Raw genomic sequence first — 15,736 nt, forward strand, 5'->3', positions numbered from 1 at the left:
TTCCTCCGATGGAATTAAAGGAGAAAGGCAGCGGAAGCGAGGACGATGTCCAGCGGTATTACCTGAAAGCCATGAACTGCCCGCATCATCACCGCATTTTTGCGGCTGAGCCGCGCAGTTACCGCGATCTCCCATTGCGCCTGGCCGAATACGGTTGTTGTTACCGCTACGAGCAGTCGGGCGAACTCTTTGGCCTCATGCGCGTGCGTTCGCTCAACATGAACGACGCGCATATCTACTGCACGCCGGAGCAGTTCGCCGCCGAGTTCAACGCCGTAAACGAGATGTATCTGAAGTATTTCAAGATTTTCGGCTTCGAGAAATACGTCATGCGCTTCAGCACGCACGACCCGTCGCGCCTCACCGGCGACAACGCCAAGTTCGTCAACGAACCGGCGCTGTGGAAGAAGACCGAGGACATGGTGCGCGAGACGTTGAAGAAGTCCGGCATCAACTACGTCGAGGTCGCCAACGAAGCGGCGTTCTACGGCCCGAAGATTGACGTGCAGGTCTGGAGCGTCATCGGCCGCGAATTCACGCTGGCGACCAACCAGGTGGACTTCGCCCAGCCCCGTCGCATGGGTTTGGTTTATCGCGACAAGGACAACTCGAACAAGACGCCGCTGTGTATCCATCGCGCGCCGCTCGGCACGCATGAGCGCTTCATCGGCTTCCTCATCGAGCATTACGCCGGCAACTTCCCGCTCTGGCTCGCGCCGGAGCAGGTCCGCGTGCTCACCATCGGCGACGACGAAGGGTTGGTGAACTACGCCAAAGCCATCGTGACCGAACTGCGCGCGAACATTGTCCGGTGCGAAGGCGATTACGGCACCGACAAGATCAACGGCAAGATTCAGCGCGCCGAAGAAGCGAAAGTGCACACCATGCTCGTCATCGGTGGCCGCGACATGGAAGCGGGAAATGTTTCCGTTCGCCTCCACGGCAAAGGAAACATCGGCGCGAAGCCGAAGGCGGAGGTCGTTGCCGATATTCTGGCGAGTATTAAAGAGCGGCGGGCTTGAATGGTAGCGCGGGCGTTCCGCCCGGCTGAAAATAGTTTGTTACCTTTCCTGCATTGGCGGCATTTAGATACAGATGCAGGAGCTGGACGACATCACTCTGTTGCGGCAATACACGGAGCATAATTCCGAGGAAGCCTTTGCCGAACTCGTCACGCGGCACGTCAACAAGGTCTATTCGGTTGCATTGCGTCACGCTCGCAACCCACATCAAGCCGAGGAAATCACGCAAGCCGTCTTCGTCATTCTCGCCAGAAAATCCAGGCAGCTTGGCAAGAAGGTTGTCCTCGCCGGCTGGCTGTATCAAACAGCGCGGCTGACGGCAGTAACATTTATTCGTAGCGAAACCCGCCGCTCCCGCCGCGAACAAGAGGCTCATGACTTCAGGACTGAGCAACGAATTGAAAGCTGGATTTGGGACGATGTTCGCAAGCTTCGCGCGATTCAGTCTTTTTATTTGGTCGAGCGAAAAAGTGATGGCGACAACCGTGTCTATCGCTATCGGCTGAACTATCAGCACGCATCGCTTTTTGTGAGCTGTACATTCAACAAGGAAGACAAGATCACAAAATTCGCCATCTTTGATTGACGGAAGGTGAAGGTCGCCAACGAGGCGGCGTTCTACGGGCCGAAGATTGACGTGCAGGTGTGGGGGTGTTTGCACACGGCCACCACGTCGGCCGCGAATTCACCATCGCCACCAACCAAGTGGACTTCGCCGTGCCCGCGCGGTTCGGCCTTACTTATCGCGACAAGGACAACTCGAACAAGACGCCGCTGTGCATCCATCGCGCAGCCGTTCCGAATTGTTGCTTGTTCGTTTGCTTTCACGGCGGTTAGTCTCCGGTTCATGTCCAAAACCAATTCTCCACTCAAATCCATGTCCCGTCGGAATTTCATTACCATCTCGGGAGCCGCTTCCGCAATGCTGGTGGCGCGGTCGGACCGGACCGCCGCCCTCGCCGCTCCGGTGGCGGCTGCGAGCGGGACAAAGAAGCGCCCCATTGGCCTCGAATTGTATTCGGTTCGCAATGAACTCATGCGTGATTTGCCCAAGACGCTCGATACGGTCGCAAAGATCGGTTACGAGGTGGTGGAGTTTTACGCGCCCTATTTTGGCTGGACCCTGCCTTACGCAAAGGAGGTGCGAGCGCGCATGGATGATCTTGGACTGCGCTGCTACTCGACACATAATCACATCGAGTCGTTCACCCACGGCGAAACGATGGACAAGGCCATCGAGCTGAATCAGATTTTGGGAACGCGCTACATCGTCATGGCAAGTTCGCCGGGCTGGGCGCGCGGCGTGGAAGGATGGCAACGGTTGTGCAGGCAGCTCTCGGACGCGACCGAAAAGCTTATCCCGCACGGGTTGTCGGCAGGTTACCACAATCACCAGGTTGAATGGGCGAAACTGGACGGTGATCAACGCATCATGGAATTCATTGCCGCCAACACGCCGAAGGAGTTCGTGCTGCAATTGGATGTGGGCACCTGTGTGGAGACGAATTCCCATCCGGTCGAATGGGTGAAGGCCAATCCGGGCCGGATCAAAATTGTTCACCTCAAGGACTGGGCGCCGGACAACGCCGCGCACGACAAGGGATACAAGGTGCTTTTTGGCGAAGGTGTGACGCCCTGGAAGGAGTTGATCGCCGCGCTCGAATCCGTTGGCGGGGTGGAGTTCTACCTGATGGAACAGGAGGGCAGCCGGTTCTCCGAATTTGAAACCGTCAAACACTGCCTCGACAACTGGAACAAGATGAGGGCTTGAGATCGGATGATTTCCGGCTTCGGTGACCGGTCGTGTCGGCGGCTCGCTCCGAGTGAGCAATCGATTGGCCGCATGGCCGGTCCCCACGGGTACCGGCGGACCGGTGACGCGCTTGAATCGGTTGCGACCGGCGTGAAGAAGATTTTCTTAGCGGAGATTGCCGGTTGGTTGGGCTGCCTTGCCGGTTTCTGCGTGCGATCACTTCGATGATTTGAGAGTAAAGAGCAAACTGTAGTTCGACTGATTCTTGTTTCGGATCTGTCTGTCGATTTGGATCGCATCATTCTTCGGCGCCAGCACATTGACCAGATACACGCTGATGGCCGGCAGATGTCGGTTCTCCAGGACAAGCTCATGCCTGCCGGGTGCGAGACCATCGATGGTGGCGGCCGCCTTGAATCGAATCACGCCAATACCAGCCCGGGCGTCACTCAACGGCGGGAAGTTGATGTCACCCGCGGCCAGATTCAACGGCTTTCCGTCGAGACGGACCTGAAGATCCTTCAACAGGCGCCTCGCGTATGTGGCCGCTTCCGTGTCGGAAACGCGGCCGTCGTGATCGCGGTCGATTACCGGAAACAACTGATCAAACACGGCGACACCGGGCGTAAGGTGAATGGACAGGTCAATGCGATTGGTTGCCACCGTGATCCGGGTGGCCTGGAGGTATTCGTCCAGTCGGTGCGCCTGCGTGTTGGAGGCAAAAACGAGCAGAAGCAAACTCGGCAAGGCCCGTTTCATTTACCGGTGAATTTTTTGCCGTAATCGTCGGTTGGATCACGATACATCGTGTGCAGGTGCATGGTCACGTCACCGCCGAGTCGCTGCGGCGCGTACTCGATGACGATTGTCGGCCCCTGGATACGGAAGTAGGCCTTGCCGGCTTCCAGCGGGCCGCTCCACGCAAACCATGTGTCTGCCAGGTGCGCCTTGATCTCGGCCATCTTCTCGGCGGCGGCGGTTTCGTGAATGATTCCCGACCATTCGGAAATCAATTTGATCAACAGCTCGCGCTGGGCATCTGTCAGCCCGGAAGCCTTGATTCCTTCGGGTTCGATCGTTTCACCATCATGCCCGGGGCCCAGCACCAGGTCGCGCATTTGAAATCCCAGGATGGCCTTCTTGCTTTGAGATTCGTCGAGAGATTTGACGAGTTCGAGCGCCTCGTCCGTTTCCCGGCCCAACGGGCGCACGGATTTTCCTTCGAGCGTGTAACGAGCCGGTTGAACCGCGATCAGGCTCGGCGTCAGGATGTTTTCCCGGCCGACGATCGTAATGTTCAAGGCAAGATGATGCCCGCCGAACTGAATCATCCACGGCTCGGTCGTCGAAGGTTTGCCCATGAACGAAACGTAGAATTGATCCTTCCCGAAAGCGGGTGATCCGCCACCGCTTTCTCTCCGCAACACTTCATCGCCGTTGATGATGCCGACGACCTTTTCGTAGCCCATTCTGCTGAGCGCCGTCGCGAGCATCTTCATCACGGCGTCCCGCTGAGACTGCTTCAGGTCGCCCATGCGGAGCCCGCGACGCTCGGCCATGCTGATGGGGAGATTGGACCAACGGACGCGCTGGGCGGCATCGTCGGAAGCGAAGCTCGCCCTGCCGCGCTGGGTGTCGTCCAGCGTCTCAAGAAAGGCATTGGCGGCGCCAACGATCTTCTGGGTTTGCCCGGAAGCAGCGGCCTCCAATCGTACTGAATCGAGCATCCCAATCGTTGCAAGGAAGACGAGAAGCGAAATAGTTGTGTTGCGGACGGACAGGATGGGTTGCATGCAAGGAATGTGCGCAAGAGCAGGCTCCCCGACAATCAAATTTACTCTCCTGCGGTTGCTTCTTCCGTGCCGTGGGAGATCTGCCGCCGTTGACTTGCGACGGCTTCGGTTCCGCCGTTGGGAGTGAATCGAAGTACGTGGGCATGTTCCAGTTTAACTTGTCTCCGGTGTTTGTTTGTGCTCCCATCGCACCGTCTCCCATGAACTACGATTCAAAACGTGTGTAAACTTCGCGACCACTCAAGGACCATGCAACGCACAAATTTCAAACCTCTCACTCGTGTCATTCTTTTTTTGGCGTTGGCCGCCTTTGCTCCGGTGGCTCCGGCTCAGACCATCTACACCTTCACCAAAATCGCCGATACCAACTTCTTTTTTTCCAACTTTAGCGCTCCTAGCCTCAACGACGCGGGCAAAGTCGCTTTCAACGCGAGTGCCCGCGACCAGCGATCCGGCATCTTTTCCGGCGACGGTACAGAAACCGGCCTGGGTGACTATGTGGCTATCGTGATACAACAGCCCGGGACCGGAGTTTATGTGCCCGGTTCGTATGTCGGATCGCGGGTCGCGTTCAGCAGGATTGTGAATCCACAGACTGGAACCGGCGGCATCTTCAGTTCCGATGGCGTGAATCCCCAGACGATCATCGTTGATCCCACAATTGTAAATGTCACCTTGTATCCGCCCCTCATGAACCGCGCCGGACAGGTCGCCTACCTGGGCGGGGGTACGGTTGATCTGAGAGGCATCTACGTCGCCCAAAACGGGTCGAGCCAACCGGTTTACACGATCCCGGCGTTTTTCACGCGTGGACCGGTGGAGATGCACAACGTGTTCGAGTTCGGAAACACGCAAGTGACCGATGCGGGAGCCATCCTTTTTGAAGGCGACTTCTTCAATCTCCCGGTGAATCCCACCGATCCGGAGATCGATTTTGGCGGTCTGGTTCAAGGGGGTCTAAACGGTGGTCTCCCGACTCTGCTCGTGACCGATGGACTATTGAGTAATGGCGACTTTCAATCACTGGAGGAGTTTGCTGGAAATAACGGCGGCCAGGTTGCATGTATCGTCAGCGTTTCCGACGACATCGGGCTTTATTATCGCCTTCTCAGAGTGAACGGCGGTGCTGCCACGTCGATTACCGACACAAGGTCCGGGCCGTTTCTCGATCTCAGTTTCGGCGGCTCCAGGAGCCTCACAATCAACGATAATGGAACGATTATCTTTGTCGCAACGTTCAAAGATGTTAACGGGGTCACCCAGACCGGTCTCTTCACCGGTCCGGATCCGGTAAACGACAAAGTCATCGCCACGGGTGATCCGTTGTTCGGTTCTGTTGTTGGGAGCATTACCTTCGACCGCGTGGGTTTCAACAACCAGGGACAAGTCGCTTTTCGCGCCGCTTTGAATAATGGGAACAGCATGGTTGTCCGCGCCGATCCGAGCAATGGTGGCACAACAGTTGAATGGGTCGGTGCCGGCTCTGGCTCATTCGATGTCTCCAGCAACTGGCAGCCGACCAATGGTGACCCGCCGCGCGTGCCGACCAGGACGGTCACCATCAGCGACACGGCGCTCTTTGACCGCGCGGAAGCCTACACTGTTGATTTCGGGGGCAACCAGCAGCACGTCGAGCGGCTCGTCGTCAAAGACGGAAATGTCCTGTTTGCGAATGGCTCCATCAAGGCGGATGCAACCTCTCCCGAGATACCATCCGTGGAAATTGACAATGCGCGGCTTGGCCTCCTCACAGCGATGTCGCTGACGAACAATCACGCGTTGATCGGCAGTTCGGGGGCTTCGCGGGTGGACGTGGGAGTCGGCGGCGAGTGGGTCAGTCTGGGATCGTTGCACGTGGGCGGAGCAGGACAAGGCATACTCAACATCGAACCGGGTGGAACGGTCGTGAGCGCGGAATCCCTTATCGGCACCGGGGTCGGCGGCGGGCAGGCGATCGTCGGCAATAACGGATCTTGGGATACGGGCGCTATTGCGATCGGGGCGGGTGGCACCGGCGAGTTGATCATTACGAATTCGGGTCATGTCAACAGCACAAATGCAATTGTGGGCCTCAGTCCGGGGCTGGGAAACAAGGTCACCGTGACCGGCTTCAGCGACCCGACGAACTATTCTCAATGGCACGTCGAAAACGGTCTGATCGTTGGACATTCCGGCGCCGGAACGTTGGAAATCAACGATGGGGGATCCTGTTCTGTAAGCCTGCCAGTTATTATTGGGGATTCTCAGGCAAGCGGGACCGTGAAAGTCACTGGCGTCCCTTCCACCAACATCAATGCGAGTTCATATCTGAATGCTTCTGCCATCATCGTGGGTAAAGGCGGTTTGAGCGTCGAAGATGGCGCTTTCGTCCAGGCTGATTACCTGCAGTTGAAAGGGCCTGGAACGGTCAAAGTTTTGGGAGTCAACGCAGCCACTGGCCGGCGATCGGACTTGACGCTGCTCGGTGATCCTCTTGTGGAAACCCTGGTAATCGGAGGCCCGCACGGGAGCAGTTCTTTGGTGGTTGGCGAAGGGGCGCTGATGCATACCGCCGCAGGCAACGTGAAGATCGGCGATGATCCAAGCGCGCCCGCCTGCAAAATTGACATCATCGGCCTCTCCAGCAACCCGACTTCGACGCTTCAAGTGGACAATAACCTGGAGCTGGGCAAAGTGGGCCCCAGCACGATCACGTTGAGCAACGGGAGACTCGAAGTTGGTGGAACCCTGACCGTGTGGGCCAACGGCTTCATTCAAGGTAACGGCGCTTTGATCGCAGGGACACGCGTCAAGAACGGCGGCTACATTTCGCCCGGGCTTTCTCCGGGTCGGCTCATTCTTGAGGGCGATTACGAACAAACCGCGGGCGGCCGATTGAAGATCGAAGTCGGCGGTCCCGATCCGGGCGTCTCTCACGACCAGTTCGTTGTGAATGGCGCCGCAACGCTTGATGGGTCGCTCGAACTGCGCTTCATCAACGGCTTCGCGCCCAGGCAGGGCGACACGTTCAACTTCTTGCAGGTGGGCGGCGCTTTGAGCAATGGATTTGCCACTGTCGAAGTCAAAAACCTTGCACCCGACTTTCAGTTCAACGTCAGCACGAACGGCACAAACGTCTCTCTGGTCGCGGTGAATGACGGCGTGTTCGTGACACCGTTGCAGGGGCAGATTTCGTCGAGCAACGTCGTGACCATCGGTGGCATCACCTACCTGCCCTACGCGCTGAACGTCACCAATGACTGCACGATCGTTGAACCTGTGGGTTCAATCACACGCCAGGGACAGGAACTTTTTCAAACACTGGGCGAACGTGCCGATCCTAAATGCGCGGGCAGCAATGCGAACGCTTCGCGGATTCTGGTCCTTGGCGCACTGGCGCCGGGCAGCTATCAATTCCACTTCATGTCTGACGGTGTGGTGGTGTACACCGTTTCCTTTAACGTCCTGTCCGGCACTGATCAGGTCCTGAGCTTCACTCGCACCGCCGGTGGAGAATTGAATCTACAGATCAACGGTTTGGATTCCGTGCAATACACCATCCAGGCTTCGGCAGATATGACGGACTGGTTCGACCTGCCGACGCACGTTGGAACCTTTCTGGGTCCGTACAACATCTTCGAGCCGTTCTCCGCTTCCAAGGCCCGGTTTTATCGGGTGAAGATTGAGTGATCGGCTGGGGCTGGGCTGGCGCGGTCACCTTGCGACCGAAGCGACAACGAAACGTCAGGCGCCGCGGCTCGCAATGAACGTCGCCCGTATTGCCGCCCGGTTCGCCTTCCGGGTGATCCGTTCCATCAGTTGAAATACGTCCTGGTTGTTCGGCGATGAGACGTTCAACGACGGGCCGCGAGCGGCCACGCGTTGACACTCGCGACAGCAAACCTTACGGTGGGACTGGCATGAACGCACTCCAGGATTCACTGGTCGAGCTGATCCGCCGCACCTCCGCCGAGATCCCCGATGACGTGCATAAAGCGATCATCAATTCCCTCGAACGGGAGAAACAGGGGACCATCGCCGAGTCGGCGATGAAGATCATTGACCGCAACATCGCGCTGGCAAAACAGAAATCCCAGCCGATCTGCCAGGACACCGGCAGTATTTTATTCTATGTCGAATGCCCCGTCGGGATGAACCAGATCGCTTTCGAGGACGCGGCGTGTCTGGCGGTAAAGAAAGCAACGAAGCTCGGTTACCTGCGCCAGAACTCGGTGGATTCGCTCACCGGCATCAATGACGGCACGAACGTCGGTCCCGGCTCGCCAACGTTGCATTTCCATCAGCATCATTTGGACGAAATCCACGTACGGCTCGTGCTCAAGGGCGGCGGCTGCGAAAACGTCGGCGCGCAATACTCGTTGCCGAACGAGAAGCTCAAGGCAAACCGCGACCTCGACGGCTGCCGCAAGGTGATTCTCGACGCCGTGCTTCAGGCGCAGGGCAAAGGCTGCGGGCCGGGCATTCTCGGCGTATGCATTGGCGGCGACCGTGCCACGGGCTACGAATTCTCCAAACGGCAGTTTCTGCGGTTGATCCCCGACCGCAATCCGGTTCCCGAGCTCGACGCCCTCGAGCAGGACGTTTTGAAAACGGCGAACGAACTGGGCATCGGCCCGATGGGTTTCGGCGGCAAGACGACTTTGCTCGGCGTAAAAATCTGTGCGATCAATCGTCTGCCCGCGTCGTTTTTCGTGAGCGTGAGCTACATGTGCTGGGCGTACCGGCGGCAGGGGGTGACGCTGGATGCGGAGGGGAAAATAGGGAAGTGGGTCTATTGAAAATCTATGATTCAACTAAGCGCACCGTTCACGGAATCCAAAATTCGCGCGCTGAAAGTCGGTGATGAAGTCACCATCTCAGGCATCGTGTTCACCGGTCGCGATGCAGTGCATAAGTATTTGCATGAAGGCGGGCAGTTGCCGCCGGGCGTCAATTTGCGCGACGGCATCCTGTATCACTGCGGGCCCGTGGTGCTGAAGGACGAACGGGGCGACTGGAAGGTCACTGCCGCCGGACCGACGACCTCGATTCGCGAGGAGCCGTACCAGGGGGAGATCATCAAGAAATTCGGCATTCGCGGCGTGATTGGCAAAGGCGGCATGGGCGACAAGACGCTCGCTGCGTGCAAGGAGTCCGGCTGCGTTTACCTTCACGCGGTCGGCGGCGCGGCGCAGGTGCTTGCCGAGTGCATCAAAAAAGTCCGCAACGTTTATCTCCTCGATAAGTTCGGCTCGCCCGAAGCCATCTGGGAATTTGAAGTCGCGGATTTTCCCGCCGTGGTGACGATGGATGCGCATGGCAATTCACTGCACAAGGAAGTTTTGGCAGCCAGCCAGGCGGAGCTGGCACAACGCTTGTGACCCCGACGTGAGAAACGGACACATGGCGGGCAACAAACTCGCGGTGCCCGGTCCCGGCGGACCGGGCCGGCGTTGGTGGCGGTGCGGACCGGTCGCGGTTGTTGTCTCCGGGGCATTCTCTTTTATTTCCGCGTCCACCGTGACACGGGCGGATTCGGTCGAGCCTCCGGTGGTGCCGCAGCTCACCGAATTGTTCTGGTCGCTGTTTCTGCTCGTGGCGTTCGTCCTCGTGGGGATCATCTGGGTGGGCATCATCCGGCGGAATGTCCGGCGCCAGACGGAATCGATCCGCCGGCGCGAAGCGGCGTTGGAGGAACACTACCGCGAATTGTTCGAAAACGCGCACGACATCATTTTTACGCACGACCTGGAAGGAAACCTGACTTCGTTGAACAAGGCTGGCGAGCAAATCCTCGGTTACTCGCGCCAAGAGGCGTCCGGATTGAACTTCGCGCAACTGGTCGCGCCCGATCACCAGGATGCTTTTCGCGATGCATTGAAACGCCTCAAAGACAGCGCGGGCACCGCCCATTGCGAGCTGGAGATGCGCGCCAGAGACGGCCGTCGCGTCGTGCTGAGGATAAATCTGAGGCTGGCACAATTATCGGGCACGCCGCGGGCGCAGGGCATCGCCTGGGACATCACCGAGCGCCGGCAGGCCGAGGAAGCGCTGCGGGAGAGCGAAGGGCGGCTGCGCAGCTCGCTCGAGGAACGCGTGCGACTTGGCCGCGATTTGCATGACGGGATCATCCAATCAATCTATGCCGTCGGGCTCGGGTTGCAGGAATGCCGCAACCTGATGCAACAGGATCCGTCTCTGGCGCAGGAGCGGCTGACCCGGTCCATCTCCGATTTGAACGCCGTGATTCGTGACGTGCGCGATTTCATCGTCGGCCTGGAACCCGAAGCTTTGAATGGCCGCGAGTTCAGACACGCCCTGCAGTCTCTGATCGAAACGATGAGCCAGGCGCGCGCCGCGCAGTTCTCGCTCGACATTGACGCGCAGGCCGCCGAGGCGCTGAACGGGCGTCGAGCCGCGCATCTGGTCCAGATTGCGCGGGAAGCGATGAGCAACAGCTTGCGCCACGCCTGCGCGAAGAACACCGTCGTTTCCTTGAGAAAGGAAAACGGCTGCGTGCGGTTGGAAATCCGCGATGATGGAGCCGGGTTTGAGCCGGGAACACTCGCAAACCGCGGGCACGGACTGCGGAACATCACCGCGCGGGCGAATGAGATCGGCGCCCGCAGTGAAATCATTTCCGCGCCCGGCAAGGGCACACGTGTTTCAATCGAAATCCCCGACCCCCGCCAGCCCTATGAGTCCGCCTGAAACCAGACCGATCCGCCTGCTGATCGTGGACGATCACAAGGTCGTCCGCCTCGGATTACACACGTTGTTGAGCCGCCACGCGGGCATCGAGGTCGTCGGAGAGGCCGGGACGATGGAGAGCGCAGTCCAGGAAACCGCGCGTCTGCTGCCCGACGTGGTGCTCATGGATGTCCGGCTGCCCGACGGCAACGGGTTCGAGGCGTGCCGGCAAATCCGCCGATCGCAGATTGAGACGCGCGTGTTGTTTCTCACGTCTTTTGCGGACGAAGAAATCGTGCTGGAATCCATTGATGCGGGCGGAGACGGTTATCTGCTCAAGGAAATCGATGAGGAGAATCTGGTGCGCGCCGTCCGAAACGTTGCCGCAGGCCAGTCCATCCTTGACCCGGCCGTGACACGGCGTGTTCTGGAACGTGTCAAGAACGCTGACACCGCACCCGCAAAGGACAAGCTCGACACTCTTTCACCGCAGGAGCGCCGCGTGCTTGCACTGGTCGCCGAAGGGAAGACCAACAAAGAAATCGGACTGGCGCTTGGTTTGAGTGACAAGACCGTCAAGAACTACCTCAGCAACATGCTGGACAAGCTTCAACTTACGCGACGCTCCCAGGCAGCCGCCTTCTACGTGCAGCATTCGGGAAAATAGATCGTCCCGGTCCGGCACGAAAGCCGGCGCAGCAGGCTGGAAAACTTGGCAAACCAGATGGCAATCCGGCGTCGAATGCAACGCGCATTTTTAATCGGGCGCTCCAACTTATCCCTGCTCTTGAGCCGGCGACCCTGGCGGATCCGCTTCAAGCAGGTCTCCGATGGCCTTTTTCATCTCGGCCAGCACTGAATGCGGATCAATCGGCTTCCGAATAAACGCAAAAGCCCCGGAGAGAGCCGCACGCCCTTCGTGAGCGCGCGGATCATCACCCGAAACGATGATATATTTGAACACATGATCGGCGTGGCGATAGTTCAACCAATCAATCAATCCCAACCCGTCCATCGGCTGGCCGACGTTCTCGCCCCGCAAATTGATGTCCACGAGCATCAGGTCGGGCTTTTCCAATTCAAACGCCCTGATCGCTTCCCCGCTGTCACCGGCGATGATCACGGTATAACCGGCGGTTTGGACCATCTGCGCCATGGCGTGCAGCGCGACCTTGTCGTCCTCGACAATCAGAATCTTTTTCAGTTCCGCCGTGGGCGTACGGTCTTCCTCACTCATACACCGCTGAACTTAGACGCGTGAAATCGAGACCACAAGCGTGATTCGTCAACCTGACACGACCTGCAAGATTTTCGATGACCTCCTCTCCCTTTCCCTGTGGGTTTTCCGGGCAGGATTCAACGCGTGATTTCGTGAATCTGTCAAAAGGGCGGACAACCTGTCCACAATTGAACTGGCCGAGCTCTCGCCGCAGAAGCGCCGGATGCCAGTTGCAGCAGCCGTAGAGAATACCAAAGAGGAAATCCCACCGGCGCGGGATCTTGGTGACGGAGTTCACGCTGTTTATCCGGAAACATGTCCCAAGCGCGGACACCGCATGGACACGGCACCTTTCGACATTCTGTCGGCTCGGGAGGACGAGTTCGAACAGTGATTGTAAAACCGGGCGTAAAGAATCGGCGACTTCTGGCGTCCAATGCTGAACAAGAGTCATTAACAACCACCGAAACAACGAGTTGGAGAACTTTGGACCCGACGAGATTTCCGAGTCGCCCCGCTGATTTCAAACATTTCGGGCGGCACATCCATTCGGCCCTAGTGAGTAGGGCCATTATAGTTTTCAGACACCAACGCACGTCGCACACCGTTCGTAATCCTTTTGAAATGAAAATGTTGAGCGGCTCCAGATTCCTTGGATGTCGTTTCTCAGAACGAACCCGGCAAGCCGGTTGCTAAACCCGGGTTGAGAACGAAACAGGTTCGAAATGAAACTGAATATTACAAGCCAGCAGAGACCGGATCGTCGGCGTGACGCCTTCACCCTGATGGAGGTGTTGGTGGCCGTGATGATCGTTGGAGTCACGTTTGTCACCTACTATCTTGGGATGACTCAGGGCTTCGGGATCATACAATTGGCGCGGGAGAACCTGCGCGCGACCCAGATTCTTCAGGAGAAGATGGAAACGATCCGGCTTTACACGTGGGATCAGGTCACCAACTCCGGCTTCATTCCTGCCACCTTCACCGCCACGTTCTATCCGCAAGGCACCCAGACCAACCAGGGAGTCACCTACCAGGGAACGTACACCCTCACGAACGTGCCGTCCACCGTCACGGGGCCCTATGTGAGTGATCTGAGAATGGCCATCTTCCAGCTCACCTGGCAATCGGGGAGCGTTCAACGTCAGCGCGAGATGCGGACACTTGTATCACACTATGGACTGCACAATTACATCTACCAATAAGACGCGCTGCCGCGGCTTCACCCTGGTCGAGATGCTGATCGCGACGGCTGTCGGCGGTCTCGTGCTGTCGGCGGTGATGGCGATGTCTCTGTTCAGTGCCCGCAGCTTTGCCGCGATAGGAAATTACGTGGACCTGGACATCAAGAGCCGCACCGCACTTGATACCATGACTTCTGACATCCGCCAAGCCCTCGATCTGACGACTCCGTGCAACAGCAACATCTTGACCTTTCATCTCGTGGACATAAGCACGGGCACGACCAACCTGCTCCAGTACACCTACGATCCGAGCGGGAAGACTCTGAGGCGGTCGTATCTCGGCCAAACCACCACGTTGCTCACGAACTGCACTTTCATGCAGTTCTCCCTCTATCAACGCAACCCCATCGGCGGGACCTATGACCAGTATCCGCTCGACAATTTCAGCCAGCCCGGACTTTGTAAACTCATTCAACTCACCTGGGTTTGCTCGCGCGACGTTCTGAAAGGCCGGCTCGTCAACACGGAAAGCGTGCAGTCCGCCAAAGTCGTCATGCGCAAACCATAGATAAACTTTCAGCAACCTCTAAAACTATGAAAATCAAAACCAACAACAACCCCCAGGGCAGCGCGCTGCTGGCGACCATGCTGGTCGCATTCGTCGTGGGCATGGCGCTCGCCGGCTATCTCACCCTGGTTTCGTTCCAAAGCCAATCCACCTTGCGCTCGCTGGCGTGGAACTCCTCCATACCCGCGACCGAGGCGGGCGTCGAAGAGGCGCTCACCGCGCTTTACTATTACGGCACCACCAACCTTTCCGCCGGTTTTTGGACCATGAACGCCGACGGATTCTATCACAAAACGGGCAGACTGGGTAACAGCAGCACCCTCTCTTTCCTCATGTATGATGTCGGGATCAAGCCGCCACCTCCGCTGGGCCCCGATACGCCGATCATCGAATGCATCGGTTACTCTCCGACGCCGCCAAATCTTACCACCTACTACATCAAGCCGTACGGCATGATTCTGGGTGGGCTGGTCCCCGCATATACGCCGGAATTACAAATGACCAAGCGCAAGGTGCGCGTCCTTGCCAAACGGCAAACGCCGACTCGAAATGCAATGCTGGCTAAGGGCCAGATTGACCTTAAGGGCAACAATATCGCCACGGACAGTTTTGACTCACAGGATCCGAACTATAGTACGAATGGAAAATACGATTCTTCCAAACACAAAGCGAACGGCGACGTGGCGACCAACCAGGGTCTCGTCAATTCGGTCAACGTGGGCAACGCGGACATCCTGGGTCACGTTCATACGGGACCCAACGGCAGCGTTTCAATCGGCGCCAACGGTTCCGTCGGCGACTTGAGCTGGAAAAGTTCGGGCAACACGGGCGTCGAGCCGGGCTATACTGCAGACGATTCCAACGTGGATATCACGGACGTACAGACGCCGCCGTGGGTCTCTGGCGGCTACAGCACTCCATCCGGTGGCAAGTGGCCTCCGCTCGTTGGTTCCACTTACGACCTGATCCTGGCGGGCGGCAATAATTACGTCGTGAACGGGAACTTCAGCGGCAAAATCATCGTGGTTGGTTCGGGCAATGCGAACGTCTATATCTCTCCTTCGGGTTCGTTCAGCATGACCGGACAGGATCAGATTACAATCAGCACGAATACCAGTCTGCAGGTTTACAACGCCGCGTCGTCCGCTTCGATCGGCGGCAATGGCGTCGTCAACAATGCCGATGCCCTGGCATTTCTCTACTGGGGCCTGCCCAGCAATACTTCGATAAGTTACAACGGCAACGCCGCGTTCACCGGCGTCATCTACGCTCCCGAGGCCGATTTCACGCTGGGTGGTGGCGGCAACAACACTTATGACTTCGTGGGCGCGAGTGTCACCAAGTCGGTCACCATGAACGGTCACTTCAACTTCCATTACGACGAAAGCATCGGACGAAGGTTCCCGATCGGGCAATACGTGGTCGGCTTGTGGAACGAGATAAGCCCGAACTAAGCCCCGGCAAGTCAATTCGCAGGCGGCGGTCATTCGACCGCCGCTTTTTTTATTTGATGGACGCCGTTTGGCAG

At 57.8% G+C, this 15,736-nt stretch carries 12 protein-coding genes and 2 pseudogenes; 11 read left to right on the top strand and 3 right to left on the bottom strand.

The window, feature by feature from the left end; all coding sequences use genetic code 11:
• The 4 genes and pseudogenes from VN887_02405 to VN887_02420 all read left to right on the top strand — a co-directional run.
• A partial coding sequence (locus VN887_02405) for a threonine--tRNA ligase (GenBank protein ID HXT38854.1) occupies nucleotides 1-1,022 on the top strand: 1,022 nt, incomplete at its 5' end.
• A 73-nt stretch (nucleotides 1,023-1,095) separates the two neighbouring features.
• Nucleotides 1,096-1,608: a sigma factor gene (locus tag VN887_02410; protein ID HXT38855.1), complete on the top strand. Its 513-nt coding sequence runs from the start codon at nucleotides 1,096-1,098 to the stop codon at nucleotides 1,606-1,608.
• Nucleotides 1,609-1,614: 6 nt separating this feature from the next.
• Nucleotides 1,615-1,820, top strand: a pseudogene (locus VN887_02415) (aminoacyl--tRNA ligase-related protein).
• A 49-nt stretch (nucleotides 1,821-1,869) separates the two neighbouring features.
• Nucleotides 1,870-2,793, top strand: a complete 924-nt coding sequence (locus VN887_02420; GenBank protein HXT38856.1) for a sugar phosphate isomerase/epimerase — start codon at nucleotides 1,870-1,872, stop codon at nucleotides 2,791-2,793.
• Between the two features lie 198 nt (nucleotides 2,794-2,991).
• Here the strand turns inward: VN887_02420 and VN887_02425 are convergent, their stop codons facing one another.
• Together VN887_02425 and VN887_02430 are read right to left on the bottom strand one after the other, a co-directional pair.
• Nucleotides 2,992-3,534: a hypothetical protein gene (locus tag VN887_02425; GenBank protein ID HXT38857.1), complete on the bottom strand. Its 543-nt coding sequence runs from the start codon at nucleotides 3,532-3,534 to the stop codon at nucleotides 2,992-2,994.
• Nucleotides 3,531-4,568: a DUF3500 domain-containing protein gene (locus VN887_02430; GenBank protein ID HXT38858.1), complete on the bottom strand. Its 1,038-nt coding sequence runs from the start codon at nucleotides 4,566-4,568 to the stop codon at nucleotides 3,531-3,533. Before VN887_02430 ends, VN887_02425 begins: the two co-directional genes overlap by 4 nt.
• Before the next feature lie 249 nt (nucleotides 4,569-4,817).
• Here VN887_02430 and VN887_02435 point away from each other — a divergent pair, with 249 nt between their 5' ends.
• From VN887_02435 to VN887_02450, 4 genes and pseudogenes are all read left to right on the top strand, one after another.
• A complete protein-coding gene (locus tag VN887_02435) occupies nucleotides 4,818-8,237 on the top strand; it encodes a choice-of-anchor tandem repeat NxxGxxAF-containing protein (protein HXT38859.1) in 3,420 nt (1,139 codons plus the stop codon).
• Nucleotides 8,238-8,467: 230 nt separating this feature from the next.
• Nucleotides 8,468-9,928, top strand: a pseudogene (locus VN887_02440) (FumA C-terminus/TtdB family hydratase beta subunit).
• 22 nt (nucleotides 9,929-9,950) lie between these two features.
• A complete protein-coding gene (locus VN887_02445) occupies nucleotides 9,951-11,258 on the top strand; it encodes a PAS domain S-box protein (protein ID HXT38860.1) in 1,308 nt (435 codons plus the stop codon).
• Complete coding sequence (locus VN887_02450; GenBank protein HXT38861.1) at nucleotides 11,245-11,904, top strand: response regulator transcription factor; 660 nt, start codon at nucleotides 11,245-11,247, stop codon at nucleotides 11,902-11,904. The genes VN887_02445 and VN887_02450 overlap by 14 nt, the downstream gene beginning before the upstream one ends.
• A gap of 108 nt (nucleotides 11,905-12,012) precedes the next feature.
• Here the strand turns inward: VN887_02450 and VN887_02455 are convergent, their stop codons facing one another.
• Nucleotides 12,013-12,474 carry a response regulator gene (locus tag VN887_02455; protein HXT38862.1) on the bottom strand — a complete coding sequence of 154 codons (462 nt, stop codon included), beginning with the start codon at nucleotides 12,472-12,474 and terminating at the stop codon, nucleotides 12,013-12,015.
• Between the two features lie 707 nt (nucleotides 12,475-13,181).
• Between VN887_02455 and VN887_02460 the strand changes: the two genes are divergently transcribed.
• Genes VN887_02460 through VN887_02470 form a run of 3 tightly spaced genes read left to right on the top strand, consistent with a single transcriptional unit; the run spans nucleotide 13,182 to nucleotide 15,662 of the window.
• A complete protein-coding gene (locus VN887_02460) occupies nucleotides 13,182-13,661 on the top strand; it encodes a prepilin-type N-terminal cleavage/methylation domain-containing protein (GenBank protein ID HXT38863.1) in 480 nt (159 codons plus the stop codon).
• A complete protein-coding gene (locus VN887_02465) occupies nucleotides 13,633-14,208 on the top strand; it encodes a prepilin-type N-terminal cleavage/methylation domain-containing protein (protein HXT38864.1) in 576 nt (191 codons plus the stop codon). Before VN887_02460 ends, VN887_02465 begins: the two co-directional genes overlap by 29 nt.
• A 26-nt stretch (nucleotides 14,209-14,234) precedes the next feature.
• Nucleotides 14,235-15,662: a hypothetical protein gene (locus tag VN887_02470; protein HXT38865.1), complete on the top strand. Its 1,428-nt coding sequence runs from the start codon at nucleotides 14,235-14,237 to the stop codon at nucleotides 15,660-15,662.
• Nucleotides 15,663-15,736 lie beyond the last annotated feature (74 nt).

The sequence above is a fragment of the Candidatus Angelobacter sp. genome, from assembly GCA_035607015.1.
GTDB lineage: Bacteria > Verrucomicrobiota > Verrucomicrobiia > Limisphaerales > AV2 > AV2.